Here is a 26,388-nt window from a genome sequence, read left to right as displayed (position 1 = left end):
GCTAGATCGGCTCCCGCGGCGCCGCAAGCGAAGTTGCCCGAACACGCGTAGAGTGCAACCCTTCGCGCCAGCCCGGACGTTTTGCGTCCAACGGCTCCGGCGCACGCACTTTCGCCATTCACGTAATGAAACGCTTTACCTTTGCCGCCCTTTTTCTCGCTGTCCTGACGCTTCTCGCCGGCAACGCCCGCGCCGCCGCCATCGACGATTCGCTGACCTGCAGCGAGTCCGCACACGACTTCATCTCCGGGCTGATCACGCAAAACCTGATCGATCCGAAGCCCATGAAGGTCGAAAGCAATTCGATCAACGCATTCTGGCCCGCGCGCGGCCAGCACATGACCGCCTATGGCTTCAGCGTGTTCGCCATCGTGGGTTTCCAGAAGGACGACCCGCTCTTCAAGACCGGCGACGGCACACCCATCGCCCCTTCCGCCTACGGCGCCGTCGTGGTCGGCACCCAGACGAGGGTGCAGGCGGCCCTCACGGCGGCAGGCAATAACGCCATCGTCCACCATGCCGGACCGCTATTAACAGCGATCTTCTGCAAGCAGGAGTAAGCGGGCAGGCTTTGAGCGTTATTCGATACGCCCGAAACCGCCTTCGGCCCAGGCCTCGGCGCGGGCTTTCGTGAGCTTGAAGTTCGGCGCGACGCGCGCCTGAGCGAGTTGCTCGCCGAACGCGTCGATCGCGCTGATGAGCCCGTAGGGCTCGTACTCGTCGGGAACGATGTCGAGCGTCACGTCCACATCGCCTTCGGCGGTCTGCACGCTCACGCGCTTGTGCAGCAGTGCGCGCAATTGCTGCTCGTGCCGGCGCAGCACCTCCGAAGCGGTCTTCACGAGCGTGTTGAACGCCGACGTGTCGAGCGGCTTGGGATTCTTCTTGTCACGGCCCATGGTCCACGGGCCGACGAGTGCAGGCTCAGGCTCGCCGTCCTTGATCATTTCGACGGCCCAGCCGTCGTCGTCCTCATTCTTGATCACGCGCGCGGTCCAGCCGTCCTTGCGCCACAGGCGCGCCTCCTGGATCACCTCGGCTTCAGCGGCGAGGTCATCGGCGGGGAAATCGGAATCGGTTGCGGGTGAGGAATCGGTCATCGCGGGGTTTTCATCGGGTTCTGCGGGGGACTTGCCCGTCGCGGGGCAAGGGCAAGATTCTACCCGGATCGCGTCGCGCGTCGGGCGCCGCGTCTTTCTATCCAGCCAATTCGGATTATCGCGCCACCAAAGCAGAATATCGACTGGCGATTTTAATCATTGCGTTTTCCGCAACGCATCATTCCGCCTTGCGCATTAATTTAAAATAATTTCCTGCGGGCAAAAAAAACGCGGCCCGAGAGCCGCGTAAAAACAGATGAAAAAAGACCACCCTTGGTCGAGGGCTGAAGCCATTGTACCGCCGCGCAATGCGTGGGTTCAGCCCATGATCTGGAACAGTACCTTTCACCAAACGACAAGAATCGCGCTTGAAAAAGCGTTGAATTCGCGTTAGGCCAGCTCCTGCGCGGGTTTGTCGCATCGTCGCGGATGCACAACGGATTATCCAGATCGACCATTTTGTCGCACCCGATAATCCAATAGAAAAAGTCTTTATATGCAATCACTTACGGCGATTAATGCCGATCGCGAAATGAGATGAATGCATTGTTGCGTCGATTTGCGTAAATACGCCGAATACCGGGCTTACACTTCGTTGCGAATCATCCGGGCACGAAATCGATTTTCAGAATATTCGGCCTGAGATTCCTCAAGTTCTGACCGGAGAAAAACATGAAAAAAGCACTCATTGCTGCAGGCGTCCTCAGTGCATTTGCCATCAGCGCCCATGCGCAAAGCAGCGTCACCCTTTACGGCTCGCTCGACGCCGGCATCGTCTACGCGAACAACGTCGGCGGCCACAGCCTGTGGGCTCAGGGCAGCGGCGCTCTCTCGAACAACTACTTCGGCTTTCGCGGCGCCGAAGACCTGGGCGGCGGCCTGAAGGCGATCTTCACCCTCGAAAGCGGCTTCAATCTCAACAACGGCGGCTACAAGAACGGCGACAGCGGCTTTAACCGCCAGGCCTACGTCGGCTTGAAGAGCGACAAGTTCGGCACGCTCACGCTCGGGCGGCAGTACGACTCGATGGTCGACTACCTCTCGCCGCTCTCGGAAGCCGGCGCGGGCTACGGCAACAATCTCGCGGGCCACCCGTTCGACAACGACAACCTCGCCCAAAGCTATTCGATCAAGAACTCGGTCAAGTACGCCAGCGCAAACTACGCGGGCCTCCAGTTCGGCGGCCTGTACGGCTTCAGCAACGACGCGAACGGCTTCGCGAATGGCCGCGCGTGGAGCGTGGGCGCATCGTACGGCAACGGCCCGCTGAACTTCGCGGCCGCCTACTCGCAACAAAACAACTCCGGCGGCCTCGGCGCCGCGAACAGCGCGGCCTCGGCCGACCAGAACATCTCGGCGCGGCTGCAGCGCTCGTTTGGCGCGGGCGTGAACTACACCTACGGCCCGGCACAAGTTGGCTTCGTGTGGACACACTCGCAGATCGACGGCATGCAGAGTCTCTCGAGTGGCGGCAGCGCGCCGCTGCCGGGCCTCTCAGGCCTCAACCTGCACGTCGACAACTATGAAATCAACGGCGCCTACCATCTGACGCCCGCCCTCGCGTTCGTCGGCTCCTACACGTTCACCGACGGCACGGTCACCGGCAACGGCAGCAACAACAGCCCGAAGTGGCACACCGTGTTGCTCGGCACCGACTACTCGTTGAGCAAGCGCACGGACGTCTACCTCGCTGGCGTCTACCAGCACGCTTCGGGCTCGCTCGGCTATAACGCCGACGGCTCGGGCATCGCAAACGTCGCTGCGATCAATACGCTCTCGCCTTCTTCAACGAACAACCAGGTGGCCGCGACAGTCGGTCTGCGTCACCGCTTCTGATCGCTCGCGGTTGGGCAAACCCGGCGCGACCCGCCACGCTGCCTGTCCTTTGCGAAACGCACATGCGCCACAAGCGCATGTGCGTTTTTTCTTGTGAACTGTTGCATCTTTTTACGTCTGCGTAGGCCTTGATTCAGATCAGGGTGCGTATACTCATTGGCATAATCCGCTGCTTCGATATTGTCACGCCGCCTATGAAAACGCTCACGCAACGACTTCTCGCCGCGACTCCGCTCGCGCTCATCGCCGCTTGTGGATCGACACCGCCGTCCGGCACTGCTTCGAATGGCGAACCGATGATCTACGCTTCGTCGGCGCGTTCGGCGTCGTCGGTCGCGAGCTGCCTCGAAGACCGCTTGCCGCACGTGCACAGTTCGCGCGACGGCAATACGACGGAACTGAGCGTAGGCTCGCGCTCGGACGCGTCGTACTTCGTCACGCTCACGCCGAACGGCCACGGCTCGGTCATTCGCGTGACGCACGGCGCTTCCGCGTCGAACGATCCGCCTGAAGAAGAACTGCGCTTCGACGTGGCGCGCTGCACGACCTGACGCGCGAACGGCTGGCGCGGGCACCGCACGCGCCACACGACGTACCGCAAGTCGCCCGCATGTCACCCCTGTCATAACGGCGACACATCTGCGAAGATTGCGCCCCCTTCGACTTCGCAACACACCGCTTCATGGCATCAGGCACCGCACATCACGCCACGGGTTGGGCCGCCGGCGTCATCGCCGCCGCAATCGTCACGCATCAGGGCGCCGATAGCGCCTGGCATCTCTACGCCGCGCTCGCGTTCGCAGCGGGTGTCGCGGGCGGATCGGCGCCCGACTGGCTGGAGGTCGCCTGGTGGCGCAAGAAGCGGCGCCTCTGGATCACGCATCGCACGTTCACGCACTGGGGCATCGGCTGGATCGCGTTGCTCGTGTGGTCGTATCACAAACTCGGGCACGTGCCGCTCGCGGCGCCCGCGTTCGGCTTCGCTTGCGGAGGCGTGATCCACCTGTTCGCGGACTGGCCCAATCCGCTCGGTGTGCCGTGGATCTTTCAACGGCATTCGCTGAACTGGTGGCGCAGCGGACGCTGCGACCTGATCGTCGTCGCGGCGTCATGGGTGGCCGCGTGGTTTTTCGCCGTGCATGGCGTGCCGCATGATTGGTCGCTCGCGCCATTGCGTCGGCTCGTCTGATTGGTCAGGTTTCCCTGGTAACAGGTGCAGGCACCCCGGGAGTCATGCAGCCGATGAAGCGTCGATTGACAATCGTCGGAACTGATCAGGCACCACATCGCCCATTAATCAGGCAACGTTTATTATCGCATTAACCAAAACCAAAATAAAAACGGCGCCCCCTTAAAGGGCGCCGCTCCTAAATCGCGTCATGCGGTAATCAGGTGTTCTCTTCGCACTCCACGCGTCCCATGCGGTAGCCGACGATCAGCCCGGCGTCATAGGCCGACTCCAGCGCGCGGCCAATATCCTCCGCGCTCACGAGGTGCGCGTCGGCGGTCGGCTTCCCGGTCAGTTCGAAGCTCTCGATCCCGAGCGTTCTTCGCGAGATTGCCAGCAATAACTCCAGTCGTTCGTCATGCATTTTGCTCTCTCCACTTGATCCACATCATCTAATTACAATGATAAATATCAAAATCCGTGAGAGCCGCGGCGCATGGACGCATATTGAGGCGTCACTCTAATATCAAAACCAGAAATCTTTAAAATTTGTTAAAACATCGGCGGATTAACTTTTAGATATCGTTAAGTCGAATCGTTTTAATTCGCAATTGAACAGGACGTCAATCCACGATGGGTTACCCCATACCGCCGAGCCGACGTCGCGGCGCGGCCCAGCCAGGCCAATCCAGGGTTTCGTGCGGGCAACCGTTTGATATGATCGGTAAGACATCGCGGGGCCCAACCAGGGCTTTTCGCAGCATTCGAACGTAGCCCATGGATTCCACGCTCACCCCATCCGCCAGCACGGCGACCACCGACCTCGGCCGCCGCGTGCGCGCCGCGCGCGTCGCCCAGGAGCTGACGCTCGATACGGCTAGCCGCCTGTGCGGCGTCTCGCGCTCGACCCTGTCGAAAGTCGAAAACGGGCTCATGTCGCCGACCTTCGACGTGCTGCAAAAGATCGTCGGCGGGCTCAGAATCGACCTGGCCGAGCTGTTCGGCACCCCGCCCAAGCTCAATGCCGGCGGCCGCCGCGCGCTCACGCGCAATGGCGCGGGTCAACGCCACGCCTATCGCGGCTATCAAATGGAGTTGCTCGCAACCGATCTCGCGCACAAGGCCATGCTGCCGTTTCGCATCCGCATCACCGCGCATTCGCTCGATGCGTTCGACGACTGGGGCCGCCACGAAGGCGAAGAGTTTCTCTACGTGATCAGCGGCAGCGTATGCCTGTATTCGGAGCTTTACGCGCCCACGTGTCTGGAAGCCGGCGACAGCCTCTACTTCGACAGCCGCACCGGCCACGCGGCCATTTCGACGAGCGAAGAAGACGCCGAAGTGCTGTGGATGGCAACGAGTGCGCGCCTGCCCGGCGTCGCACCGGAAGCGTCGGCAACCTCGAAGTCACGCACCAGGACGAAGCTCACGGCCAGCTAGATGTGGCGCGCGGCGTTGGGTCTGATGGAGCCGTAAAGCCTCACCCCCCGGCGTCGGGCGAACGCTTGCCAGCGGAAGGGTTTGCGGTACGCGCACGCCGCGCCCGCGGAGCCGCTGAGCCATCCGGCCGCACATCGCGCTCGCGCGCCGCACGCCGCACCGCCTCGATCAGCGCGCGACCGGCAGGCGTGGGCTGGGTATCGGTACGCTGAATCACCCCCACCGGCTCCTCGCCGCCCGCAGAAGGCAACGGCAACCGCACCAGCGTCCCGCGCCGCAGGTCGTACTCGACGGCACCGGCGGGCACGAACCACACCGCGTCGTTCTCGAGCGCGAGCGCGCGCCCCACCGAAACCGATAGCAACTCGACGAACGCCGACAGCGGCGGCGCCCCCCAGGCGGCGAGCAGACTGTCCGCCGCCTGGCGGATCAACGTGCCGAACGGCGGCAGCACAAGCGGGAACGATGCGAGTTGCGCCGGCAGCCCCGCCCCCGGCGCGAGCGGATGTCCCGCGCGCACCACCACGGCGAGCGGCTCGTTGTACAACTGCTCGAAGCTCAGGCCCACCATGCGCTCGGGGTCGGCCAGACGGCCCACTGCAAAGCTGATTGCCCCTGTCTTCAACCGCTCGAGCAACTCCGTGTTGGCGCCCGTCACGAGCCGCACGCTCACCCGCGGCCATTCCTCGCCGAAGTGACGCAACGCGCCGGGCAGCAACGCCGTCGCCACCGTGGGCAGCACGCCGATATCGAGCGTCGCGGCCACCGCGCCTTCGTCGCGCGCGAGCAAGGCCACGCCCTGGCGCAGCGCGCTCACGCAGGCGCTCGCGTGTGGCATGAAAAGCTGCCCCTCGCGGGTGGGCACCGCACCGTGCCGACCGCGCTCGAACAGCTTCACGCCCAGCACGAGCTCCAGCTCGGCGATCGTCTTCGACACCGCGGGCTGCGTGACCGAAAGACTCTCGGCAGCCTGCTGCACGCTGCCCATCTGCGCCACGGCAAGAAAACACTGGAGATGGCGGAATTTGACGCGTCCGTCCGCGAGCCGGTTTTGCATAACGGTTCGTTATACGAAGTGCGAAAAAACATCATTTTGCATAACTTTTCGCTTTGGATAAAGTGGCTGCATCGGCTCGTAGCGACAAATCGCTGCAGGCAACGAGCCTTTCCCCAATAATCCACCCCAGGAGACACCCCATGGACGAGTCCATCCTGTCGCCGCGCGACTTCGACTCGCATCCCGCGTACGTTTATCCGCCGTACCGTTCGTCGGTCAAACGCGGCCCCACGCTCCCGCTCATCCCCCTGAAGGAAAAGCTGCGCAACCAGCACGCACCCGTGTACGGCACCGACGACCTCGGCGCGCTCGACCACGACCTCACGCGCAACGCGGCCAGGAATGGCGCGCCGCTCGGCGAGCGCATCATCGTGACGGGCCGCGTGCTCGACGAAGGCGGCAAGCCGGTGCGCAACACGCTCGTCGAAATCTGGCAGGCCAATGCCGCCGGCCGCTATGTCCACAAGCAGGACCAGCACGACGCGCCGCTCGATCCGAACTTCCTCGGCGCCGGCCGCGCGATCACCGATAACGACGGCCGCTATCGTTTCCTCACGATCAAGCCGGGCGCGTATCCCTGGGGCAATCACCCGAACGCGTGGCGTCCGAATCACATCCACTTCTCGCTGTTCGGCGACTACTTCGGCTCGCGTCTCGTCACGCAGATGTATTTCCCCGGCGACCCGCTGCTCGCGTTCGACCCGATCTATCAGGGCACGCCGGAAGACGCACGCGAGCGCATGATTTCGCGCTTCTCGCTCGACACCACCGAAGAAGGCTACGCACTCGGCTACGAATTCGACATCGTGCTGCGCGGCCCGAACCAAACCCCCACGGAGCGTTGAACCATGGCCCTCAAGGAAACGCCTTCGCAAACGGTCGGCCCGTACTTTGCCTACGGCCTGTGTCCGCAGCAATACGACTTCGATTTGAAGAGCCTCTTCACGGCCAACGTGGTCGGGCCTGAAACGCCGGGCGAGCACATCACGCTGATCGGCCGCGTGATCGACGGCGACGGCAACGCCGTGTTCGACGCGATGCTCGAGTTTTCGCAGGTCGACGCAAACGGCCGCTATCCGGCTTCGCGCGAGGAAATCGCCAAAGACGGCTTCCGCGGTTTTGCACGCGTGGGCACGGGCACGGATGCGCAGCACCGTTTCATCGTGCACACCGTGAAGCCGGGCGTCGAGATCGCCGGCGAAGCGCCGCATCTGAATGTGATCGTGATGATGCGCGGGATGCTCACGCACACCTTTACGCGCATCTACTTCGAAGACGAAGCCGCCGCCAACGCCGCGGACCCAGTGCTCTCCGCCGTGCCCGCGGCGCGCCGCGACACGCTCATCGCGCGCCGTAGCGAGCAGGCCGGCAGCATCGTCTACACGTTCGACATCCGCATGCAGGGCGAACAGGAAACGGTGTTCTTCGATCTTTGATGCATCAACGGACACGCGAGACGAATCGCGCGGACTTTCACGCGGCTTTCATGAACTGGCCCTATGATCGTGACACTGCGATCTGATCGCGGAACTCCGAGCTGTACCTTGTGAAGCCTGCCATGCGCAGGCTTCTTTTTTTGCAGTGCGCTCGCGGCCTGCCGCGCACTCAGCCGAGCGGCCGCACGCCGATCAGCACGCCATGCAGCCAGAAGGCGAACACGGCCCAGACGACGAGCCCGACCACGACGACGATCGCATCGCGCGACACCTCTCCCGGCGGATAGACCACCCCGGCTTCTCGGTCGCGCCGGTTCTCGCCTCGCAGCTCGAACAACGCCCAGACGAGGAAGACCCCGAAGAGGATGATGTCGTTGAGCGTGCCGTTGGCGAGCAGATGCGCGAACGCCCAAAGCGCGACGCCGCTCACGAACGGCTGGCCGAGCGCGCGCTTGAAGTGATTGCCCGGCACATAGGCCGCGACGATCAGAATGAAGGCAATGGCGGTGAGGAGTGCCGTGACATGCGCCATCCAGAACGGCGGCAGCCAGATCGGCACGGGGTAGCGGCGTGACAGACCGTAGCCATAGACGATCAGCACGAAGCCCAGAATGGAGAGCAACGCGAACGCGCCTCGCCAGGCACGCGGACCCAGGCGCTCGATCTGCGCGGCGCGCCAGGGCCCTGCCACGATGCGGATCGAATGGACACCAATGAAAATCACGAGGCCCAGCACGAGTATCGCCATGACTACCTCCCTGCCGTAGCAAGAACGCAATGGGCGAGATTGTCGCGCAGCTTGATCGCGCAGCCAACCGAAGTTTTCAAAAAAGCTGACTAATTACGCGCGCAAATGCCAGCAAAAAAGAATGCATAAATCATTGCGCACCTAAACCGGCACGGCACATTAGGAGGCGCAATTAAATCCCGGCTCGCGCCGAAAGGCATTTTAAAACTATGCTGAATAATACTGGGCGCCGCACCGATGTGCGGGCTTTGCGGCATGCGCCGCGAACGGTCTGGCGGTCGAAGGGCAACACCGGCGCGCACTCACGCACCGTCATGGCTAGCAGCGAAAATGCTCGATATCCTGTCCCGCGTGCTTATAGCGCAACAGCCAGGCCGGCATATCGCCCTCGCCATTCCACGTATTCCCGTATGCGTCGCGGTACTTGGGTAGTTTTTCGCTTTCAGCAATAGACGCTTCAAGCTCTTCGAACGTAATGCCGTACTCTTCCATGCGGCGTCGAATCCACACGATGAGCCGTTCGCGCGCCTCTCCATCGAGGTCGAACATCGATTAATTCCTCTCGCTTCGTCAAGGGCAAGGCACCGATACAACGATCGGCAAAGAATGGTCTTCCCTGAAAAGACAAAGGCTTCGCGCACGAACTGCGAAGCCTTGCTGCACTGATGAGGTAGCCTGGGTATGGAGCCCGCGACCGGTTCGGAGGGGATCTGTAGTCCGCTGCTCCGCTCTCAGGTGACGCCGCTACAGGTGAGCGAACGTTTGCTGCAAGCGGAACCGATGATACCTTGCGCGCGCGGCACAGATCAAGCGGTTTCAAGGCGGAGCGGGCCTCTGCGGCCCGCTCCATTCCTTTAGCCTGAAGCCGCCGCGCCCGTTGCGCGCCGCTCTGGTGCAGGCTTGCTTTCGGCGGCGCTCACGTCACCCTGGCCACGCGCCAGCACGGGCGCGAGCGCCGCACCGGTGTGGCTCGCTCGCACCTTCGCAAGCGCTTCGGGATCGGCCGCGGCGACGATCGTGCCACCGCCCACGCCGCCTTCGGGCCCGAGATCGATGATCCAGTCGGCTTCGGCGATCACGTCGAGGTCGTGCTCGATCACGACGACGCTATGTCCCGCGTCCGCAAGCCGGTGCAGCACGCTGATGAGGCGCGCCACGTCGGCCATGTGCAGGCCCACCGTGGGCTCGTCGAGCACGTAGAGCGTGTGCGGCGCCTTCTGGCCGCGGCGCGTGATGTCGTCGCGCACCTTCGAGAGTTCGGTCACGAGCTTGATGCGCTGCGCCTCGCCGCCCGAGAGCGTGGGCGAAGGCTGGCCGAGCGTGAGGTAGCCGAGACCCACGTCCTTCATGAGCTGCAGCGGGTGCGAAATGCTCGTGATCGACCCGAAGAACTCCACCGCCTCGTCGATTTCCATCGTCAGCACTTCGCCGATGTTCCGGCCGCGCCACGTCACGGCAAGCGTTTCCGGATTGAAGCGCTGGCCGTGGCACACGTCGCACGGCACCTTCACGTCGGGCAGGAAGCTCATGCCGATGGTGCGCACGCCCTGGCCTTCGCACGCGGGACAGCGTCCGTCGCCGGTATTGAACGAGAAACGGGACGCGCTATAGCCGCGGGCGCGCGCCTCGAGCGTATCGGCGAAAAGCCGGCGGATCGCGTCCCACACGCCGATATAGGTCGCGGGGCACGAGCGCGGCGTTTTGCCGATCGGCGTCTGGTCGACTTCGAGCACGCGGTCGATGCTTTCCCATCCGCTAATCGAATCGCAGCCCTGCCACGTATGCGAAACCTCGAGCTTCGGCTTCGCGCTCGTGCGCGCGAGCACGCTCGACCGGCGCTCCGCCGCGCTCGGCGCTTTCTCCTTCACCGCCTTGCGCGCGCGGCGCTCGGCAGGCGAAGACAGCACCGAACGCCCCACGGCGTCGAGCAGATTGGAAAGCAGCACGTCGCGCGCGAGCGTGGACTTGCCGGAGCCGCTCACGCCGGTGATCGCCACGAGACGTCCGAGCGGAATCTGCGCGGTGACGTTGCGCAGATTGTGCAGCTTGCCGCCATGCACGGTGAGCCATTGTCCCGGCACCGCCTCGCGTCCCGCCCGCGCCGGACGCACTTCGCGGCGCGGCTGCAGCGGGTGCTGGATCGGCTGTGCGAGATAGCGGCCCGTGAGCGAATCGGCCTGCGCCGCGAGATCGGCCACGCTGCCCTGCGCGACCACACGGCCGCCGCGCTTGCCCGCGCTCGGGCCAATGTCGATGATGTGATCGGCGCGCCGGATCGTGTCCTCGTCGTGTTCGACCACCACGAGCGTGTTGCCCTTCTCGCCGAGGCTGCGCAGCGCGTCGAGCAGGATCTGGTTGTCGCGCGGATGCAGGCCGATGGTCGGTTCGTCGAGCACGTAGCACACACCCTGCAAGTTACTGCCGAGTTGCGCAGCGAGACGAATGCGCTGTGCCTCGCCACCCGAAAGGCTCGGCGCGGCGCGATCGAGGCTCAGATAGCCGAGCCCCACTTCTTCCAGGAACTGCAGTCGGCTGCGGATTTCGCTCACCACGTCGCGCGCGATCTGCGCGTCGCGGCCATTGAGCTTCAGCGTATCGATCCAGCGGCGCGTATCCGCCACGGTCCACTGCGCGACATCGACGATGGGATGCGCGTCGAACGTCACCGCGCGCGCCACCGGATTCAGGCGCGTGCCGCCGCAATCGTGGCACGGCTCGTCGACCATGCCGTCGGGCTCCTGCTCTTCCGAAGGCAGGGTCTGCTCGCGGCCACGGCCGTCTTCGGCGACGATCGTGTCGTCATAGGCGGCGCGCTGCTCGCGCGTGAGCGCGAGGCCCGTGCCCACGCAGGTCGTGCACCAGCCGTGCTTGCTGTTGTACGAGAACATGCGCGGATCGAGTTCCGGATAGCTCGTGCCGCACACCGGGCAGGCGCGCCGCGTCGAAAGCACTTTCACCTCGCCGATGCTCGCCGTCGACCCCCCATTGCCCAGCACATGATCGAGGCCGTCGAGCGGCGCGAGCAGGTGCACGATGCCCTTGCCCGCTTCGAGCGTCGCGCCGAGCATCGCCCGCAACTGCGCCTCGTTTTCAGGCTCGATCACGAGGTCGCCCACGGGCAACTCGATCGTATGCTCGCGGAAGCGGTCGAGCTTGGGCCACGGCGCGACGGGCACGAACTCGCCATCCACGCGCAGATGCGTATTGCCGCGCGCCTTCGCCCACTTCGCGAGATCGGTGTACACGCCCTTGCGATTGACGACGAGCGGTGCGAGCAAACCGACATGCTGGCCGCGATGCTCGCGCAGCAGTTGCGCGACGATCGCATCGACGCTCTGCGACGTGACGGGCGTGCCGTCATGCACGCAGTGCTGCACGCCGAGCTTCACGTAAAGCAGACGCAGGAAGTGCCACACCTCGGAGGTCGTGGCGACCGTGCTCTTGCGGCCGCCGCGCGAAAGGCGCTGCTCGATCGCGACGGTCGGCGGAATGCCGTACACGGCATCGACTTCGGGGCGGCCCGCGGGCTGCACGATCGAACGCGCATACGCGTTGAGCGATTCGAGGTAGCGCCGCTGGCCTTCGTGAAAGAGGATGTCGAACGCGAGCGTGGACTTGCCCGAGCCCGACACGCCCGTGATGACGTTGAAGCGGCCGTGCGGGATATCGACGTCGAGCGCCTTGAGGTTGTGCTCGCGCGCATTCACGATGCGCACCACGTCCTCGCCCTGCACGTCGCGGCGCGCCTGCGCGGCACGCAATGCGGTTTGCAGCGCCACGCCCTCTTCTTCCGCCAGCAGTTCGACGCCGCTGCCAAGCGCGGCTTCGTAGCGCTCGAGCGCCGCGCCCGTATGCGAACGCGGACACGCGATCACGTCTTCGGGCGTGCCGACGCACACCACTTCGCCGCCCGCGTCGCCGCCTTCGGGGCCGAGATCGATCAGCCAGTCTGCGGCGCGGATCACGTCGAGGTTATGTTCGATCACGAGCAGCGAATGACCGCCCGCGAGCAGCTTGCCGAAGGCGCGCATCAGCTTGGCGATGTCGTCGAAATGCAGGCCCGTAGTCGGTTCGTCGAACATGAAGAGGCGGCCGCCCGCTTCCTTGCCGCGCGACTGCGCGGTTTCGGCGAGATACCCCGCGAGCTTCAGGCGCTGCGCCTCGCCGCCCGAGAGCGTCGGCACCGGCTGGCCGAGCTTCACGTATTCGAGACCGACGTCCACGATAGGCTGCAGCACGCGCAATACTTCGCCATCCTCAGCGAAGCATTGCACTGCTTCGCTGACCGTGAGGTCGAGCACGTCCGCCACCGAAAGCGTGCGGCCCGCGCGCTCGATCTTCACTTCGAGCACTTCCGCGCGATAGCGGCTGCCGTCGCAATCGGGGCAACGCAGGTACACATCGCTCAGGAACTGCATTTCGATGTGCTCGAAACCCGAGCCGCCGCAAGTCGGGCATCGACCTTCGCCCGAGTTGAAGCTGAACATGCCCGCCGTGTAGCCGCGCTGCTTCGCGAGCGTCGCCTTGGCGAACAGCTTGCGGATCTCGTCGAACGCACCGACATAGCTGGCCGGATTCGAGCGCGCCGTCTTGCCGATCGGCGACTGGTCGACGAACACGGCGTCGCTGATCTGCTCCGCGCCGCTCAGCTTGCGGAACGTGCCCGGCGCTTCCGTCGCCTTGCCCAGATGCCGCGCGAGCGCGGGATAGAGCACGTCCTGCACGAGCGTGGATTTGCCCGAGCCCGAAACGCCCGTCACGCACACGAGCCGCTGCAGCGGAATCTGCACGGTCACGTCGCGCAGGTTGTGTTCGCTCGCGCCTTCGAGCAGGAGGTTCGGCGTGGACGCGTCAACCGGGCGTCGCTCCCAGTGCGAAGCGTCGGCAACGGCGCGGTGGCCGCCCAGGTACTCGCCCGTCAGGGTGCCCGAGGAGCGGATATCGTTCGGCGTGCCGTCGTAGACGATCGAGCCGCCGCGCTCGCCCGGGCCGGGGCCCATGTCGATGAGGCGGTCGGCCGCGAGCATCACGGACGGATCGTGCTCGACCACGACGAGCGTATTGCCCGCGTCGCGCAGACGTTGCATCGCTTCGACGATGCGGTTGAGGTCGCGCGGATGCAGGCCGATACTCGGCTCATCGAGCACGAACAGCGTTTTCGTGAGCGACGTGCCGAGCGCCGTGGTCAGGTTGATACGCTGCACTTCTCCGCCCGAAAGCGTGCGGCTCTGGCGGTCGAGCGTCAGATAGCCGAGACCCACGTCGCAGAGATACTTCAGGCGCGTGCGCACTTCCTCGAGCAGCAGCTTCAGCGCGTCGTCGAGCAGTGCTGAGGAAAGCGAAAGATTGTCGAAGAAGCGGCGAATGCGCTCGATCGGCAGCAGCATCACGTCGTGCACGGTGAGGCCCGGCAACGCTTCGAGCTGCGCGCGTGTCCAGTCCACGCCGTGCGGCAGGAAACGTCCCGACGGCGCGAGCACGTCGTCCGCGTTCTGCTGCGTGCCGAGGCGCCATTGCAGGGCCTCGGTTTTCAGGCGTGCGCCTCCGCAGGTTTCGCACGGCGTATAGCTGCGGTACTTCGACAGCAGCACGCGGATGTGCATCTTGTAGGCCTTCGACTCCAGATACTGGAAGAAGCGCTTCACGCCGTACCACTGCGTTTGCCAGCTGCCCTTCCAGTCCGGCGCGCCGTTGATCACCCAGTCGCGCTGCGCCTGCGTCAGTTCTGACCATGCCGTATCGCGCGGAATGCCGGCTTTGGCGGCATAGCGCATCAGGTCGTCCTGGCATTCCTTCCACGCCGGCGTTTGCAGCGGCTTGATCGCGCCGCCGCGCAGCGTCTTGCGTTCGTCGGGGATCACGAGGCCCCAATCCACGCCGATCACGCGGCCAAAACCGCGGCACGCGTCGCAGGCGCCGTAGGCCGAGTTGAACGAGAACAACGCGGGCTGCGGATCTGCGTAGCGTAAATCGCTGTCCGGGCAATGCAGCCCCGTCGAGAAGCGCCAGATCTGCGGCTCGGCCTGCGCATCGTCATCGCTGCTGGCCAGCACGTAGACGTTCACGCGCCCGCTGCCGCGCTTGAGCGAGGCTTCGATCGCCTCGATCGCGCGGCTCTTCTCCACGTTCTGCATGCGGAAACGGTCGGCGACGACGTCGAGCAGCTTGCGCGTGCCTTCGGCCGTCTTCACCTCGCGCTGCGCCTGCACGCGCGTATAGCCACTCGCGGAGAGCCACTGCGCGACTTCTTCCTCGGTGGTCGTATCGGGCAACTCGACCGGAAACGTGACCACAAGACGCGGGTCGCCCGCTGCCGTACGCGCCATCAGTTCGGCGTAAATCGTCTCAGGCGTGTCGTGCCGCACGGGCTGCGCCGTGACGCGGTCGAACAGATTCGCGGCGCGCGCGTACAGCAGCTTCAGGTGGTCATTGAGCTCCGTCATCGTGCCGACCGTCGAGCGCGAACTGCGCACGGGGTTGGTCTGGTCGATGGCGATGGCGGGCGGCACACCGTCCACGCGATCGACCTGCGGCCGGTCCATGCGGTCGAGGAACTGACGGGCGTAGGCGCTGAAGGTTTCGACGTAACGGCGCTGGCCTTCCGCGTAAAGCGTATCGAAGACGAGGCTCGACTTGCCCGAGCCCGAAGGCCCGGTGACGACCGTCATTTCGCCGGTGTGCAGGTCGAGGTCGAGGTTCTTGAGGTTGTGCTGGCGGGCACCACGGATTCGGATGGATCGGTTTTCGCTCACTTGCGCTGGCATTCCGGCTGGATCACACGCGTGGGGCCGGACGGCGCGCGAAATGGGGCAAATACGCGGCGCGGCCCGGCAACTTGCAGCGCGGCGCGCGCGGGGAATCGGCGCGCGGCCCTGGCTGTCAGGCTAGGATTCTACTGTATATTTATACAGCACGCTGGATGGCCGTTCGGCTGGGTCTCGGCCGCCAGTGGCCCGTATTTACGCGCCAGATGGCCCTATTGCGCTGCAGCGCGCCACATGCCGTCGTACGCCGCTTCGACGCCGCGCGCAAACCGCTCTCCGTCCATGAGCGGCGAGTGCACCATGCGTTCGCGCAGCGTCGCGCGCAGATTCGCGAGGCGCGGCAAGTCGTTCGCGAGACTCACCGCCGTCTCCACGAATGCCTCGTCGGAATCGGCGGCCAATTCGGTAAGACCGAGGTTCGCGACCTGGCTCAAGCCCGCGCGCCCAGCCACGGTCGGCCCGATGCGTGTGACGACGGGCACCCCCATCCACAGCGCGTCGAGCGAGGTGGTGTGGCCGTTGTACGGCAACGTGTCGAGCCCGAGATCGACCTCGTGATAACTGCGCAGATAATCCGTTCGCGGCCGGAACGGCAGGAAGCGCACGCGCGCCGGGGCGATGCCTGCCCGCGCAAGCCGTTGTACGAGGCCGCGCCTCGCTTCGCCCTCGGCGGCCATGAGCACGAGGCGCGCCGCAGGCAAGCGCGCGAATACACGGGCCCACAGGTTCAGCGTCGTATCGGTGAGCTTGCACGGGTTGTTCAGGCTGCCGAACGTGACGTGTCCCGCGCTCGACGCCGGCAGCGCATTCACTTCGGGTTCCGAAGCAAGCGGGTCATAACACCAGAACGTGTGCGGCAAACGCCACGACTTTTCGCTGTAGTGGCGATCGTGTGCAGGCGGATCGAGCCACGGATCGGTGAGCCGCCAGTCCATCGCGCCGATGCCGGTCGTACCGGGATAAGCGAGCCAGGCGACCTGCACCGGTGCCGGCTTGCGAGCGAACAGCAGAGGCCGGCCATTGGACATGTGCATCGTGAGATCGACCAGGATATCGATGCCGTCCGCACGGATCTGGTCCGCCAGCGCCGCGTCGCTCAACGTGCGCACGTCGTGCCACTCGTCTACGTGCGCGGCGAGACGTGCGGTCGTAGCATCGGGCCTGACCACGCTCGAGTATGCGTGAATCTCGAAGCGCGTGCGGTCGTGGTGGGCAAACAGCGGCGTCATGAACAATGCCTGGCAATGCTCACGAAAATCGCCCGATACGTAACCGATGCGCAAGCGCCTTCCCGCCGCGGGTTCGACAGCCGCCCGCGTGCGTTGCACGCCGAGCGGCGCTTCGTGCCGCGCGGACCAGCGTCTCGCCTCGTCGAGAATCACCTGCGGGTCTTCGGCCTGGAACGACAACGCGTACAGAAGATTGCTGTGCGCGATGAGGTTGCCGGGTTCGCTCGCCACGGCCCGGCGAAAGCATTCGATGCCTTCGTCCAGGTCCCCGCAGTCCTTGAGCACGTTGCCCAGATTGTTGAGCGTAGCCGAGCGCGACGGATCGAGGTCGAGGGCCTGGCGCAAGAGCGCTTGCGCCTCGTCGAGGCTGCCGAGCGTGCGCATCAGGTTGGCGGCGTTGTTGAACGCGTCGACGAAATCCGGCCGGGCGCGGATAGCCGTTTCGTACGCTTCGCGTGCAGCCGGGTAATCGCCGAGATCGCGGCAGACATTCCCAAGGTTGTTCGCCGCTTCCGCATGCGCCGCGTCGAGCGCCAGCGCGCGGCGATATTGCGCTTCGGCGTCACGCAAACGGCCGCGCGCCTGCAGCGCGACGCCATAGTTGTAGGCCGCATGCGCCATATGCGGTTCGATGGCCACCGCGCGTTCGAGCAGGGGCAATGCCTCGTCCAGACGCTCCAGACGCGTCAGCAGCACGCCAAGGTTGATCATCGCGACGGCGGTTTCCGGCGCAGCCGCCAACGCGGCGCGCAAGCTTTCGAGCGCCTCCTCGTCCTGCCCCGCTTCCTGCAGCAGCGTGCCGAGGTTCGTCAATGCGTTGACATCGCCCGGCTGCAAGGCGAGCGCGTGACAATAAGCGGCCTGAGCCTCGCCGGAATCGCCCAGCAGACGCAGACAATTGCCGAGGTTGTTCCAGGCATCGGCGCGGTTCGCCTCGCGCTCCAGCGCCGCGCGCCACGCCTCCACCGCTTCCGCCAGCGCACCCTGCGCCTGCAGCGCCGCGCCGAGCCCGCACCAGAGATCGGCCGACGACGCGTCGTCCGCCAGCAGACCGCGATAGATCTGCGCCGCTTCGGCGTGGCGCGCGGCCATGGCATAGGCCTGCCCCAGGGCTTCGCGATAGCGCCGCTGACCGGGCTCGATGGCGAGCGCGCGCTGCAGCCAGCCGATCGCATCGGCCGGCGCGCCTTCCTGTAGACCAATCACGCCGAGGCGAAACATCGCGCCCGCGTGCGCTGCGTCGGCTTCGAGCAATTGCGTGTACAACTGACGCGCGCGCGGCAGGTCGCCGGCGAAATGGCGCTCACTGGCGCGCTCGTAAAGGGAGTCGTTCTGCATCGGGCTCACTGAATTCGTGCAACGAAGTCGTTACCAAACCTTATTCAATATTAACGGCAGTTTCTTTCGAAACCTTCACAGCCGTTCTACTACCGACTATTGAGCAAGTTCATCGCACACGACAATCCTTTCCTTCAAACTCGAAAGGCAGGCGGACGTGCGGCGACACCGCGATGCGCAACGCATCCGGCCGCGCGCCGCCACTCAGCTTCGACAGGAGCCCGACGATGAGCAAGACGATGCAAGCCGCGGTAGTCCGCGCATTTGGCAAACCCCTCGTGCTGGAGGAAGTGACCGTCCCCACTCCGGGGCCAGGCGAGCTGCTGGTGAAAATCGAAGCCTGCGGCGTGTGCCACACGGACCTGCACGCCGCGCACGGCGACTGGCCCGTGAAGCCGCAGCCGCCGTTCATTCCCGGTCACGAGGGCGTCGGCTATGTGGTGGGAGTGGGCGCGGGCGTCACGCACGTGAAGGAAGGCGATCGCGTGGGCATTCCGTGGCTCTACTCGGCATGCGGCCATTGCGAACATTGCCTCGGCGGCTGGGAAACGCTTTGCGAGCAGCAGCAGAACACCGGCTATTCGGTCAATGGCGGCTTCGCGCAATACGCGAAAGCCGACGCGAACTACGTCGGCCTGCTGCCGAAAAATATCGACTTCATCGAAATCGCACCCGTGCTCTGCGCGGGCGTGACGGTCTACAAGGGCCTGAAAGTCACCGACACGCGCCCTGGCAACTGGGTCGTGATTTCCGGCGTGGGCGGCCTCGGCCACATGGCCGTGCAGTACGCGCGCGCGATGGGGCTCAACGTCGCAGCCGTCGATGTCGACGATACGAAACTCGAACTGGCGAAACGCCTCGGCGCGACCGTGACGGTCAACGCGAAAACCACCGATCCCGCGGCGTATCTGAAGAAGGAGATTGGCGGCGCGCACGGCGTGCTCGTGACCGCGGTCTCGCCCGTTGCGTTTTCGCAGGCGCTTGGCATGGTGCGCCGGGGCGGCACGGTGTCGCTGAACGGCCTGCCGCCCGGTGACTTTCCGCTGCCGATCTTCGACATGGTGCTGGGCGGCGTGACGGTGCGCGGCTCGATCGTCGGCACACGGCTCGATCTCGAAGAGTCGCTGATGTTCGCGCAGGAAGGCAAGGTCAAGGCGACCGTCTCCACGGAAAAACTGGAGAACATCAACGACGTGTTCGCGCGCATGGAGCGCGGCGCGATCGAAGGCCGCGTCGTGCTCGATATGGCGGGCTGAGCCGAGCGTGGCCGCTCAATGAAAAACGCGCCGGACACCGCTGCGAAGCGATATCCGGCGCGTCAATGGATCGCCGCAACGATTGCGGCAAGAAGCGCGGCCTCAGTCCGCGACGTCCACGCCCTTCAGCAGCTTCACTTCGGGCGGCTCCGTCACCCACGCACCAATCTTCGCGCGGTATGCCACGAAGTGTGCGCTTTCGCGATGCGCCTGCACCGCGGCCTCGTCGACATAGGTTTCGTAAAGGTAAAAGCCCGGTGCGCCATCGGAGCGGCGCAGCAGGTCGTAGCGCAAATTGCCCGGTTCCTTGCGCGTGTGCGAAACCATATCGCGCATGAGCGCCTCCACATCGGCGACATGCTCGGGCTTGGGCGTAATGCTCGCGAATAGATAGACGGTCATCGTCATTCCCTCATCGTCAACGGTTGAACCGGTCGGCACATTTCAGCCGACCTTGTAGCGCTCGAGCCAGTGCGCGTAAGGCGCCGGCAAGGTCCATGCGGCGCGTTCGACACCCAGTTCCTGAGCCGCGAAATACGGCCAGTGCGGATTCGCGAGATGCGCGCGCCCGACCATCACGATATCGAGTTGCTCCTTCGCCACCGAGCGCTCGGCCAGTTCCGGCGTGCCGATCCCCCATGCCGACGACACCTGCAGACCGGTTGCGCGACGCACTTTTTGTGCGATCGGCGCGAGGAATGCGGGCGCCCATGGAATCTGCGCGGCGGGCGTCGAGAAGCCGACGCTCACGCCCAGCATGTCGAGGCCTTCGCGCTTGAGGCCCTTGGCCAGTTCGCTCGATTCGGCAAGCGTCTCCTCGTCGCGGCCATCGTACTCGATCACGCCAAAGCGCGCCGTCAGCGGCAGATGCTCCGGCCAGACCTTGCGCACCGCGGCCAGCGTTTCCAGCAGGAAACGGCTGCGGTTCTCGAGGCTGCCGCCATAGATATCGTCGCGCTGGTTCGAATGCGTCGAGAAAAAGCTCTGGCCGAGATAGCCGTGCGCAAAGTGCAGTTCGAGCCATTCGAAGCCGGCTTCGAGCGCGCGCTTCGCCGCGGCCACGAAATCCTCGCGCACGCGCGCGATGTCGTCGATCGTCATCGCCATCGGCACCTTCGGCAGATGCGCGCCGAACGCCGTTGCCGAGGGCGCGATGGTCTGCCAGCCGCGCGCATCGCCCTCGGCGATGTGATCGTCGCCTTCCCACGGGCGGTTCGCGCTCGCTTTGCGCCCCGCGTGCGCAATCTGGATGCCGGGCACGGCGCCCGCTGCCTTGATTGCCGCGACGGTGGGCTTGAACGCTTCCCTCTGCGCGTCGTTCCACAGGCCCGTGCAGCCCGGCGTGATGCGGCCTTCGGGCGAAACCGCCGTCGCCTCGACGATCACGAGGCCAGCGCCGCCGCGCGCGATTTGCGCGTAGTGGACGTGGTGCCAGTCGTTGATCACGCCATCGACGGCCATGTACTGGCACATCGGCGGCACGGCGATGCGGTTGCGCAGGGACACGCCCTTGAGCTTGAACGGTTCGAACAATGCGGACATCTACAGCTCCTTTCCTGGCACAGGTCGCGCGTCGCGCGGCACCTGCGCCGGTTGGCAAAAACGGGATTTCCTTGCGGCAACGCGCAGCCGCGCACGCGCTGCGAGCGCGCCTCGCAGCGTTGCCGAAAGGAAATCGAGGGAAGCGAACGCGCTCGCCAAAGACGCGCGCGTTCGCGCAACATCAAGCGCGTCGCAGCGCCGCGAGCAGGGCTTCGGCAACCGGCTCCGACGAAGCCGGGTTCTGGCCCGTGATGAGCAGGCCGTCGGTTGCGACATGCGGCTGCCAGTCGGCGGCCTTCGAGTACTGGCCGCCGTTGGCCTTCAGCATGTCCTCGACGAGGAACGGCACGACGTCCGTCAACTGCACGGCGGCTTCTTCGTCATTCGAAAACCCGGTGACCGACTTGCCGGCCACGAGCGGCTTGCCGTCTGCCCCCTTCACGTGACGCAGCACGCCCGGTGCATGGCAAACGGCAGCGACAGGCTTGCCCGCGGCGATCGTCTTTTCGATCAGCGCGATCGAAACCGGATCTTCGGCCAGGTCCCAGAGCGGGCCGTGGCCGCCCGGATAGAAGACGGCGTCGAACGCGCCCGCGTCGATCTCGGCGAGACGTTTCGTACTGGCTAGCGCCGTTTGCGCCACGCTATCGGATGCGAAACGCCGTGTCGCATCGGTCTGCGCGGCGGGATCGCTGCTCTTCGGATCGAGCGGCGGCTGGCCGCCCTTGGGCGACGCGAGCGTGAGCTCGGCACCCGCGTCGCGCAGCGCGTAGTACGGCGCGGCGAACTCCTCGAGCCAGAAACCCGTCTTCTTGCCCGTGTTGCCGAGGTCCTCGTGCGAGGTCAAAACGATCAGTACCTTCATCGGCGTTCCTTTTTTGCGTTAGGTTCGGGCGCTCGCACGCCCTTCGGAAACCAGTCTCTTCATGCTCTATTAGACCGGTCGTCTAGTACTTCTGCGCAAAACGCGACAATCGCGCGCACTTCACACGCCGCCGCGGCTTCGCGTTCGGTTAGTTGCCCGGAGGCAGGTTCAACAGGATGCGCGTGGTCGCCATAGCCGCGTCGAGCGGCTTGCGGTCGCGGTGGATCTTCTCGAGCAGCGTAGCGCCGAGCCAGAGTTCGTAGAGCGTCACCGCCATGGTCGCGGCGTCGTTTACACCTGCGAGCGAGCCATCCACGCGCCCTGCTTCGAGGCACGCAGCAATGCGCGAGATCGTCGCATCGGTGCCAAGACGCAGCGCCTCGCGCATCGCCTCGGAAAGGTCGCTCACCTCCGCGCCCAGCTTCACCGCGAGACATTTGCCTACGGGATCGTCGGCGCACTGGATCAGGCGCCACTCGTCCCAGTAGCGCATCAGCTTCTCGGCCGCCGTGCCCGGCGCCCGCACCAGCAGATCGTCGAGACGCTCCGCATACTCGTCGAAATACGACGTGAGCAAGGCTTCGCCGAACGCTTCCTTCGAGCCGAAATAGTGATAGAACGACCCTTTAGGCACACCGGCGGCCGCGAGGATCTCATTGAGACCGACTGCGGAAAAGCCCTTGCCCAGCAGAATGGGCATGGCGGTATCGAGGATGTGTTGCCGCACTTCGACGGCTGCCGCTGCATTCATGAGGTGACATGGTACAGAGCGATTAGACCAGTCGTCTAGTAATCTCCCACGATGAGTAATGGCATTGCATCGCACCCCGCAACCAGCTAACCAGTAACCAGGAAGAGGCAACCCATGACGTCACGCACCCTGCTCTGTTACGGCGATTCCAATACGCACGGCACGAAGCCGCTGACCGTGCCCGGTGTGTCCGAGCGATTCGGCCCCGCCGACCGCTGGCCCGGCGTGCTGCGCGAGGCGCTGGGGCCGGGCTGGGCGATCATCGAGGAAGGCCTGCCCGCGCGCACCACGGTTCACGACGATCCCATCGAAGGCCGGCACAAGAACGGTCTCGCCTATCTGCGCCCATGCCTCGAAAGCCAGTTGCCCGTCGATGTGGTCGCGCTGATGCTCGGCACCAACGACCTCAAGACACGCTTTTCCGTCACGCCCACCGACATTGCGAACTCGGTCGATGTGCTGCTCGAAACGCTCGTCGCGTGCCGCGCGGGTCCGGGCGGCTCGACGCCGCATGTGCTGCTCATGTCGCCGGTGCCGATCGAAGAGATTGGCTTTCTCGGCGATATCTTCACGGGGGGCGCCGCGAAATCGCGCCTGCTTGCGCCGCTCTATGAGCGGGTAGCCGTCAAATACGGCTCGGCGTTTCTCGACGCCGGCGAATTCGCCACTGTTAGCCCCACCGACGGCATTCACTACGAAGCCTCGCAACACCACCGGCTCGGCAACGCCGTCGCGGAAGTCGTGCGTCAGCGCTTCGGCGCATAAGCGCACATCGGGCTGCAAAAAGAAAAAACGCCGCCGGCCCGAAGGCCTGGCGGCGTTTTTCTTTTGCGCTTCACCCGCAGCGGGCGAAGCGCAAGTCCAGCAACGATGAACGCTTAACGCGACATCATGTTCATGCTGACGTTGTGCATGACCCACAGCGTGCCGACGACCACGATCAGGACCGTCAACACCGTGAAGCCAAATGCCGTCACGTTCCAGCGCTGGCCCGACGACGTGTTCATGTGCAGGAAGAACACGAGGTGAACCAGGATCTGCACGACTGCCAGCACGGCGAGGCCGAGCAGCGCGGTTTCGCGCGAAAAGCCGCCATGCAGCACGAGCCAGAACGAAGCGGCCGTGAGCACCACCGCCAGGACGAAACCAACCAGGTAGCTGCCTACGCTGCCGTGGCTTTCTTCTTCATGGATAGGATGAGCACTCATTTAGATCACGCTCGCAAGATAGACAAAGGAGAACACGCAGATCCAGACGATGTCCAGAAAGTGCCAGAAAAGGCTCAGGCAGGTCAGGCGGCGAATTTCACGCTCGCCCAGAACCGGCGCCTTCAAGGCCTGAACCATCAGGACGACCATCCAGATCATGCCCATCGTCACGTGGATACCGTGGGTGGCAACCAGCGTGAAGAACGACGAGAGGAACGCGCTGCGTTGCGGACCGTTGCCCTCGGCGATCATGTTCGCGAATTCGTGCAGTTCGAAATACAGGAACGTTGCGCCGAGCAGGAACGTGATCGCCAGCCAGACGAACACTTGACCCTTGCGCTGCTTGTGCGCGCCGATCATCGCGAAACCGTACGTGATGGACGACAGCAGCAGCACTGCCGTTTCCATCGCGACGCCCTGAATGTCGAACAGGTCCTTGCCCGTCGGGCCGCCTGCGAACTGGTTCTGCATCACGGCGAACACTGCGAACAGCGAGCCGAACAGAATACAGTCCGTCATCAGGTACAGCCAGAAGCCGAACACCGAGTGTGACGGCGGGTGATCGTGGTGATCGTGCTCCGCGTGTGCGGCCGCACTAGTATGCGTCGACATCAGTTGGCCTCCAGTGCTGCTTCAACCTTGCCATTGCGTTGCTTGTCGGCGAACGCCTTGACCAGTGCGCGCTCGCGCGCTTCTTCGTCTGCCCGAACCTTGGCGGCCGGGATGTAATAGCCTTCGTTCTTCTGGAAGCTGTAGCCAATAGCCGTCGCGAGAATGCCGACGAAGCCAGCGATCATGAGCCACCAGATGTGCCAGATGCCAGCGAAGCCGAGCACCAGGCTGAAGAGACCGATGAACAGACCCGCGCTCGTGTTCGAGGGCATGTGGATGTCGGTGTACTTCGTGTTCGCGACGTCCACGGTTTCGCGGCCGGTGTCCTTCAGGTGCTGGAACTCGTCGAGTTCGCTCACTTGCGGAATGATCGCGAAGTTATACGACGGCGGCGGCGACGAGATCGCCCACTCCAGCGTACGGCCACCCCACGGATCGCCCGTCAAGTCGCGGTTTTCCGGCAGGTTGCGGTCGCGGATCGAGACGTACAGCTGCAGCAGCTGATGTGCGATACCGATTGCCACGAGCACGGCGCCGACCCACGCGATGATCATCCACGGATGCCATGCCGGATTGTCGTAGTGGTTCAGACGGCGGGTTGCGCCCATGAAGCCCAGCACGTACAGCGGCGTGAAGGCGACATAGAAGCCCGAGAGCCAGAACCAGAACGCGCGCTTGCCGAGCTTTTCGTTGAGCTTGAAGCCGAACGCCTTCGGGAACCAGTAGTTCATGCCGGCGAGATAGCCGAACACCACACCGCCGATGATCACGTTGTGGAAGTGCGCGATCAGGAACAGCGAGTTGTGGAGCACGAAGTCCGCACCCGGGATCGCCATCATCACGCCGGTCATGCCGCCGATGGTGAAGGTGACCATGAAGCCGATCGTCCACAGCACCGCCGAGTTGAACTCGAGGCGGCCGCGGTAGATCGTGAACAGCCAGTTGAAGATCTTCACGCCCGTCGGGATCGAAATGATCATCGTGGCGATACCGAAGAACGCGTTCACATCGGCGCCCGAACCCATCGTGAAGAAGTGGTGCAGCCACACGACGAACGCCAGAACCATGATCGCGCAGGTCGCGTAGACCATTGCCTTGTAGCCGAACAGCGGCTTCCTGGCATACGTCGCGACAACTTCCGAGAAGATACCGAACGCCGGCAGGATCAGGATGTACACCTCAGGGTGACCCCAGGCCCAGATCAGGTTCAGGTACAGCATGGCGTTGCCGCCGCCGTCATTCGTGAAGAAGTGCGTGCCGATGTAGCGGTCGAGGCCGAGCAGCGCGAGCGTCACCGTCAGGATCGGGAACGCGGCCATGATCAGCACGTTCGTGCACAGTGCCGTCCACGTGAACACCGGCATCTTCATCATCGTCATGCCGGGGGCACGCATCTTGATGATGGTGACGAAGAAGTTCACGCCGGTCAGCAGCGTGCCGACACCGGAGATCTGCAGCGCCCACAGGTAGTAATCCACCCCTACCCCCGGACTGTACGCAAGCTCCGAAAGCGGCGGATACGCGAGCCAACCCGTCATTGCGAACTCACCCACGACGAGCGAGATCATCAGCAGGATGGCGCCGACTGCGGTCATCCAGAACGACAGCGAGTTCAGGAACGGGAACGCGACGTCGCGTGCGCCGATCTGCAGCGGAACGATGATGTTCATCAGGCCGACCATGAAAGCCATGGCCATGAAGAAGATCATGATCACGCCGTGAGCCGTGAAGATCTGGTCGTAGTGGTGCGGCGGGAGGTAACCCGGCGCGTTGTACGCAAGCGCAAGCTGGGTACGCATCATGATCGCGTCGGCGAAGCCGCGCAGCAGCATGATGAGGGCGAGCACGATGTACATCACGCCCAGACGCTTGTGGTCGACGCTCGTCAGCCACTCCGTCCAAAGATATTTCCACTTACCGAGGTAAGTGATGCCACCGAGCACGAATGCGCCGATGACGGCCATACCGATCATCGTGCCGAGAATAATCGGCTCGTGATACGGAATGGCGTCCAGTGTAAGTTTTCCGAACATGCCTG

23 protein-coding genes are annotated in these 26,388 nt (G+C 64.3%); 9 read left to right on the top strand and 14 right to left on the bottom strand.

The window, feature by feature from the left end:
* Positions 1 to 125 precede the first annotated feature (125 nt).
* Entirely contained in the window at positions 126 to 560 is a 435-nt protein-coding gene (locus tag AB3X99_RS25095; RefSeq protein ID WP_069267452.1) for a hypothetical protein, read from the top strand.
* A gap of 18 nt (positions 561 to 578) precedes the next feature.
* Here AB3X99_RS25095 and AB3X99_RS25090 read toward each other — a convergent pair whose 3' ends face one another.
* Positions 579 to 1,100 carry a hypothetical protein gene (locus tag AB3X99_RS25090; protein ID WP_069267451.1) on the bottom strand — a complete coding sequence of 174 codons (522 nt, stop codon included), beginning with the start codon at positions 1,098 to 1,100 and terminating at the stop codon, positions 579 to 581.
* Positions 1,101 to 1,772: 672 nt separating this feature from the next.
* On the opposite strand from AB3X99_RS25090, the gene AB3X99_RS25085 reads away from it, so the two are divergent.
* From AB3X99_RS25085 to AB3X99_RS25075, 3 genes are all read left to right on the top strand, one after another.
* Positions 1,773 to 2,936, top strand: coding sequence for a porin (locus AB3X99_RS25085; RefSeq protein WP_342946329.1), 1,164 nt, complete (start codon positions 1,773 to 1,775; stop codon positions 2,934 to 2,936).
* Between the two features lie 296 nt (positions 2,937 to 3,232).
* A complete protein-coding gene (locus tag AB3X99_RS25080; protein WP_256094947.1) occupies positions 3,233 to 3,487 on the top strand; it encodes a sugar ABC transporter ATPase in 255 nt (84 codons plus the stop codon).
* 131 nt (positions 3,488 to 3,618) lie between these two features.
* Positions 3,619 to 4,125: a metal-dependent hydrolase gene (locus AB3X99_RS25075; RefSeq protein WP_069267448.1), complete on the top strand. Its 507-nt coding sequence runs from the start codon at positions 3,619 to 3,621 to the stop codon at positions 4,123 to 4,125.
* A 199-nt stretch (positions 4,126 to 4,324) separates the two neighbouring features.
* On the opposite strand, the gene AB3X99_RS25070 is transcribed toward AB3X99_RS25075, so the two are convergent.
* Positions 4,325 to 4,528 carry a hypothetical protein gene (locus tag AB3X99_RS25070; protein ID WP_342946330.1) on the bottom strand — a complete coding sequence of 68 codons (204 nt, stop codon included), beginning with the start codon at positions 4,526 to 4,528 and terminating at the stop codon, positions 4,325 to 4,327.
* A gap of 353 nt (positions 4,529 to 4,881) precedes the next feature.
* On the opposite strand from AB3X99_RS25070, the gene AB3X99_RS25065 reads away from it, so the two are divergent.
* Positions 4,882 to 5,544 (top strand): XRE family transcriptional regulator, encoded by a 663-nt coding sequence (locus AB3X99_RS25065; protein ID WP_342946331.1) that lies wholly within the window; start codon positions 4,882 to 4,884, stop codon positions 5,542 to 5,544.
* A gap of 40 nt (positions 5,545 to 5,584) precedes the next feature.
* On the opposite strand, the gene pcaQ is transcribed toward AB3X99_RS25065, so the two are convergent.
* Entirely contained in the window at positions 5,585 to 6,601 is a 1,017-nt protein-coding gene (gene pcaQ / locus AB3X99_RS25060; protein WP_069267445.1) for a pca operon transcription factor PcaQ, read from the bottom strand.
* A 140-nt stretch (positions 6,602 to 6,741) separates the two neighbouring features.
* Between pcaQ and pcaH the strand changes: the two genes are divergently transcribed.
* Both pcaH and pcaG read left to right on the top strand, forming a co-directional pair.
* Positions 6,742 to 7,446: a protocatechuate 3,4-dioxygenase subunit beta gene (gene pcaH / locus AB3X99_RS25055; protein WP_069267444.1), complete on the top strand. Its 705-nt coding sequence runs from the start codon at positions 6,742 to 6,744 to the stop codon at positions 7,444 to 7,446.
* Positions 7,447 to 7,449: 3 nt separating this feature from the next.
* Positions 7,450 to 8,037 (top strand): protocatechuate 3,4-dioxygenase subunit alpha, encoded by a 588-nt coding sequence (pcaG, locus tag AB3X99_RS25050; protein WP_368618470.1) that lies wholly within the window; start codon positions 7,450 to 7,452, stop codon positions 8,035 to 8,037.
* Between the two features lie 169 nt (positions 8,038 to 8,206).
* Here pcaG and AB3X99_RS25045 read toward each other — a convergent pair whose 3' ends face one another.
* From AB3X99_RS25045 to AB3X99_RS25030, 4 genes are all read right to left on the bottom strand, one after another.
* Positions 8,207 to 8,785, bottom strand: coding sequence for an NnrU family protein (locus AB3X99_RS25045; protein WP_069267442.1), 579 nt, complete (start codon positions 8,783 to 8,785; stop codon positions 8,207 to 8,209).
* Positions 8,786 to 9,103: 318 nt separating this feature from the next.
* Positions 9,104 to 9,334, bottom strand: a complete 231-nt coding sequence (locus AB3X99_RS25040; protein WP_069267441.1) for an H-NS histone family protein — start codon at positions 9,332 to 9,334, stop codon at positions 9,104 to 9,106.
* Between the two features lie 305 nt (positions 9,335 to 9,639).
* Entirely contained in the window at positions 9,640 to 15,537 is a 5,898-nt protein-coding gene (gene uvrA / locus AB3X99_RS25035) for an excinuclease ABC subunit UvrA (RefSeq protein ID WP_368618469.1), read from the bottom strand.
* Positions 15,538 to 15,761: 224 nt separating this feature from the next.
* Entirely contained in the window at positions 15,762 to 18,116 is a 2,355-nt protein-coding gene (locus AB3X99_RS25030; RefSeq protein ID WP_368618468.1) for a tetratricopeptide repeat protein, read from the bottom strand.
* 227 nt (positions 18,117 to 18,343) lie between these two features.
* Here AB3X99_RS25030 and adhP point away from each other — a divergent pair, with 227 nt between their 5' ends.
* Positions 18,344 to 19,372, top strand: a complete 1,029-nt coding sequence (gene adhP, locus AB3X99_RS25025; RefSeq protein ID WP_069267483.1) for an alcohol dehydrogenase AdhP — start codon at positions 18,344 to 18,346, stop codon at positions 19,370 to 19,372.
* A 102-nt stretch (positions 19,373 to 19,474) separates the two neighbouring features.
* Here adhP and AB3X99_RS25020 read toward each other — a convergent pair whose 3' ends face one another.
* The 4 genes from AB3X99_RS25020 to AB3X99_RS25005 form a co-directional block, all read right to left on the bottom strand.
* Complete coding sequence (locus tag AB3X99_RS25020; protein ID WP_368603627.1) at positions 19,475 to 19,774, bottom strand: putative quinol monooxygenase; 300 nt, start codon at positions 19,772 to 19,774, stop codon at positions 19,475 to 19,477.
* Positions 19,775 to 19,816: 42 nt separating this feature from the next.
* Positions 19,817 to 20,914, bottom strand: coding sequence for an NADH:flavin oxidoreductase/NADH oxidase (locus AB3X99_RS25015; RefSeq protein WP_368618467.1), 1,098 nt, complete (start codon positions 20,912 to 20,914; stop codon positions 19,817 to 19,819).
* Between the two features lie 181 nt (positions 20,915 to 21,095).
* Entirely contained in the window at positions 21,096 to 21,779 is a 684-nt protein-coding gene (locus AB3X99_RS25010) for a type 1 glutamine amidotransferase domain-containing protein (RefSeq protein WP_368618466.1), read from the bottom strand.
* Positions 21,780 to 21,927: 148 nt separating this feature from the next.
* Positions 21,928 to 22,530 (bottom strand): TetR/AcrR family transcriptional regulator, encoded by a 603-nt coding sequence (locus AB3X99_RS25005; protein WP_069267360.1) that lies wholly within the window; start codon positions 22,528 to 22,530, stop codon positions 21,928 to 21,930.
* Between the two features lie 114 nt (positions 22,531 to 22,644).
* Here AB3X99_RS25005 and AB3X99_RS25000 point away from each other — a divergent pair, with 114 nt between their 5' ends.
* On the top strand, positions 22,645 to 23,295 hold the full coding sequence (locus tag AB3X99_RS25000) for an SGNH/GDSL hydrolase family protein (protein WP_368618465.1): 651 nt from the start codon (positions 22,645 to 22,647) through the stop codon (positions 23,293 to 23,295).
* A 113-nt stretch (positions 23,296 to 23,408) separates the two neighbouring features.
* On the opposite strand, the gene cyoD is transcribed toward AB3X99_RS25000, so the two are convergent.
* Genes cyoD through cyoB form a run of 3 tightly spaced genes read right to left on the bottom strand, consistent with a single transcriptional unit; the run spans position 23,409 to position 26,383 of the window.
* Complete coding sequence (cyoD, locus tag AB3X99_RS24995; RefSeq protein WP_069267358.1) at positions 23,409 to 23,738, bottom strand: cytochrome o ubiquinol oxidase subunit IV; 330 nt, start codon at positions 23,736 to 23,738, stop codon at positions 23,409 to 23,411.
* Positions 23,739 to 24,350 carry a cytochrome o ubiquinol oxidase subunit III gene (cyoC, locus tag AB3X99_RS24990; protein WP_069267357.1) on the bottom strand — a complete coding sequence of 204 codons (612 nt, stop codon included), beginning with the start codon at positions 24,348 to 24,350 and terminating at the stop codon, positions 23,739 to 23,741.
* Positions 24,350 to 26,383, bottom strand: coding sequence for a cytochrome o ubiquinol oxidase subunit I (gene cyoB / locus AB3X99_RS24985; protein WP_368618464.1), 2,034 nt, complete (start codon positions 26,381 to 26,383; stop codon positions 24,350 to 24,352). The genes cyoC and cyoB overlap by 1 nt, the downstream gene beginning before the upstream one ends.
* Between the last annotated feature and the right edge of the window lie 5 nt (positions 26,384 to 26,388).

It is taken from the genome of Paraburkholderia sp. BR10882 (genome assembly GCF_040948855.1).
GTDB lineage: Bacteria > Pseudomonadota > Gammaproteobacteria > Burkholderiales > Burkholderiaceae > Paraburkholderia > Paraburkholderia nodosa_A.
This window is presented reverse-complemented; position numbering and strand designations above follow the sequence as displayed.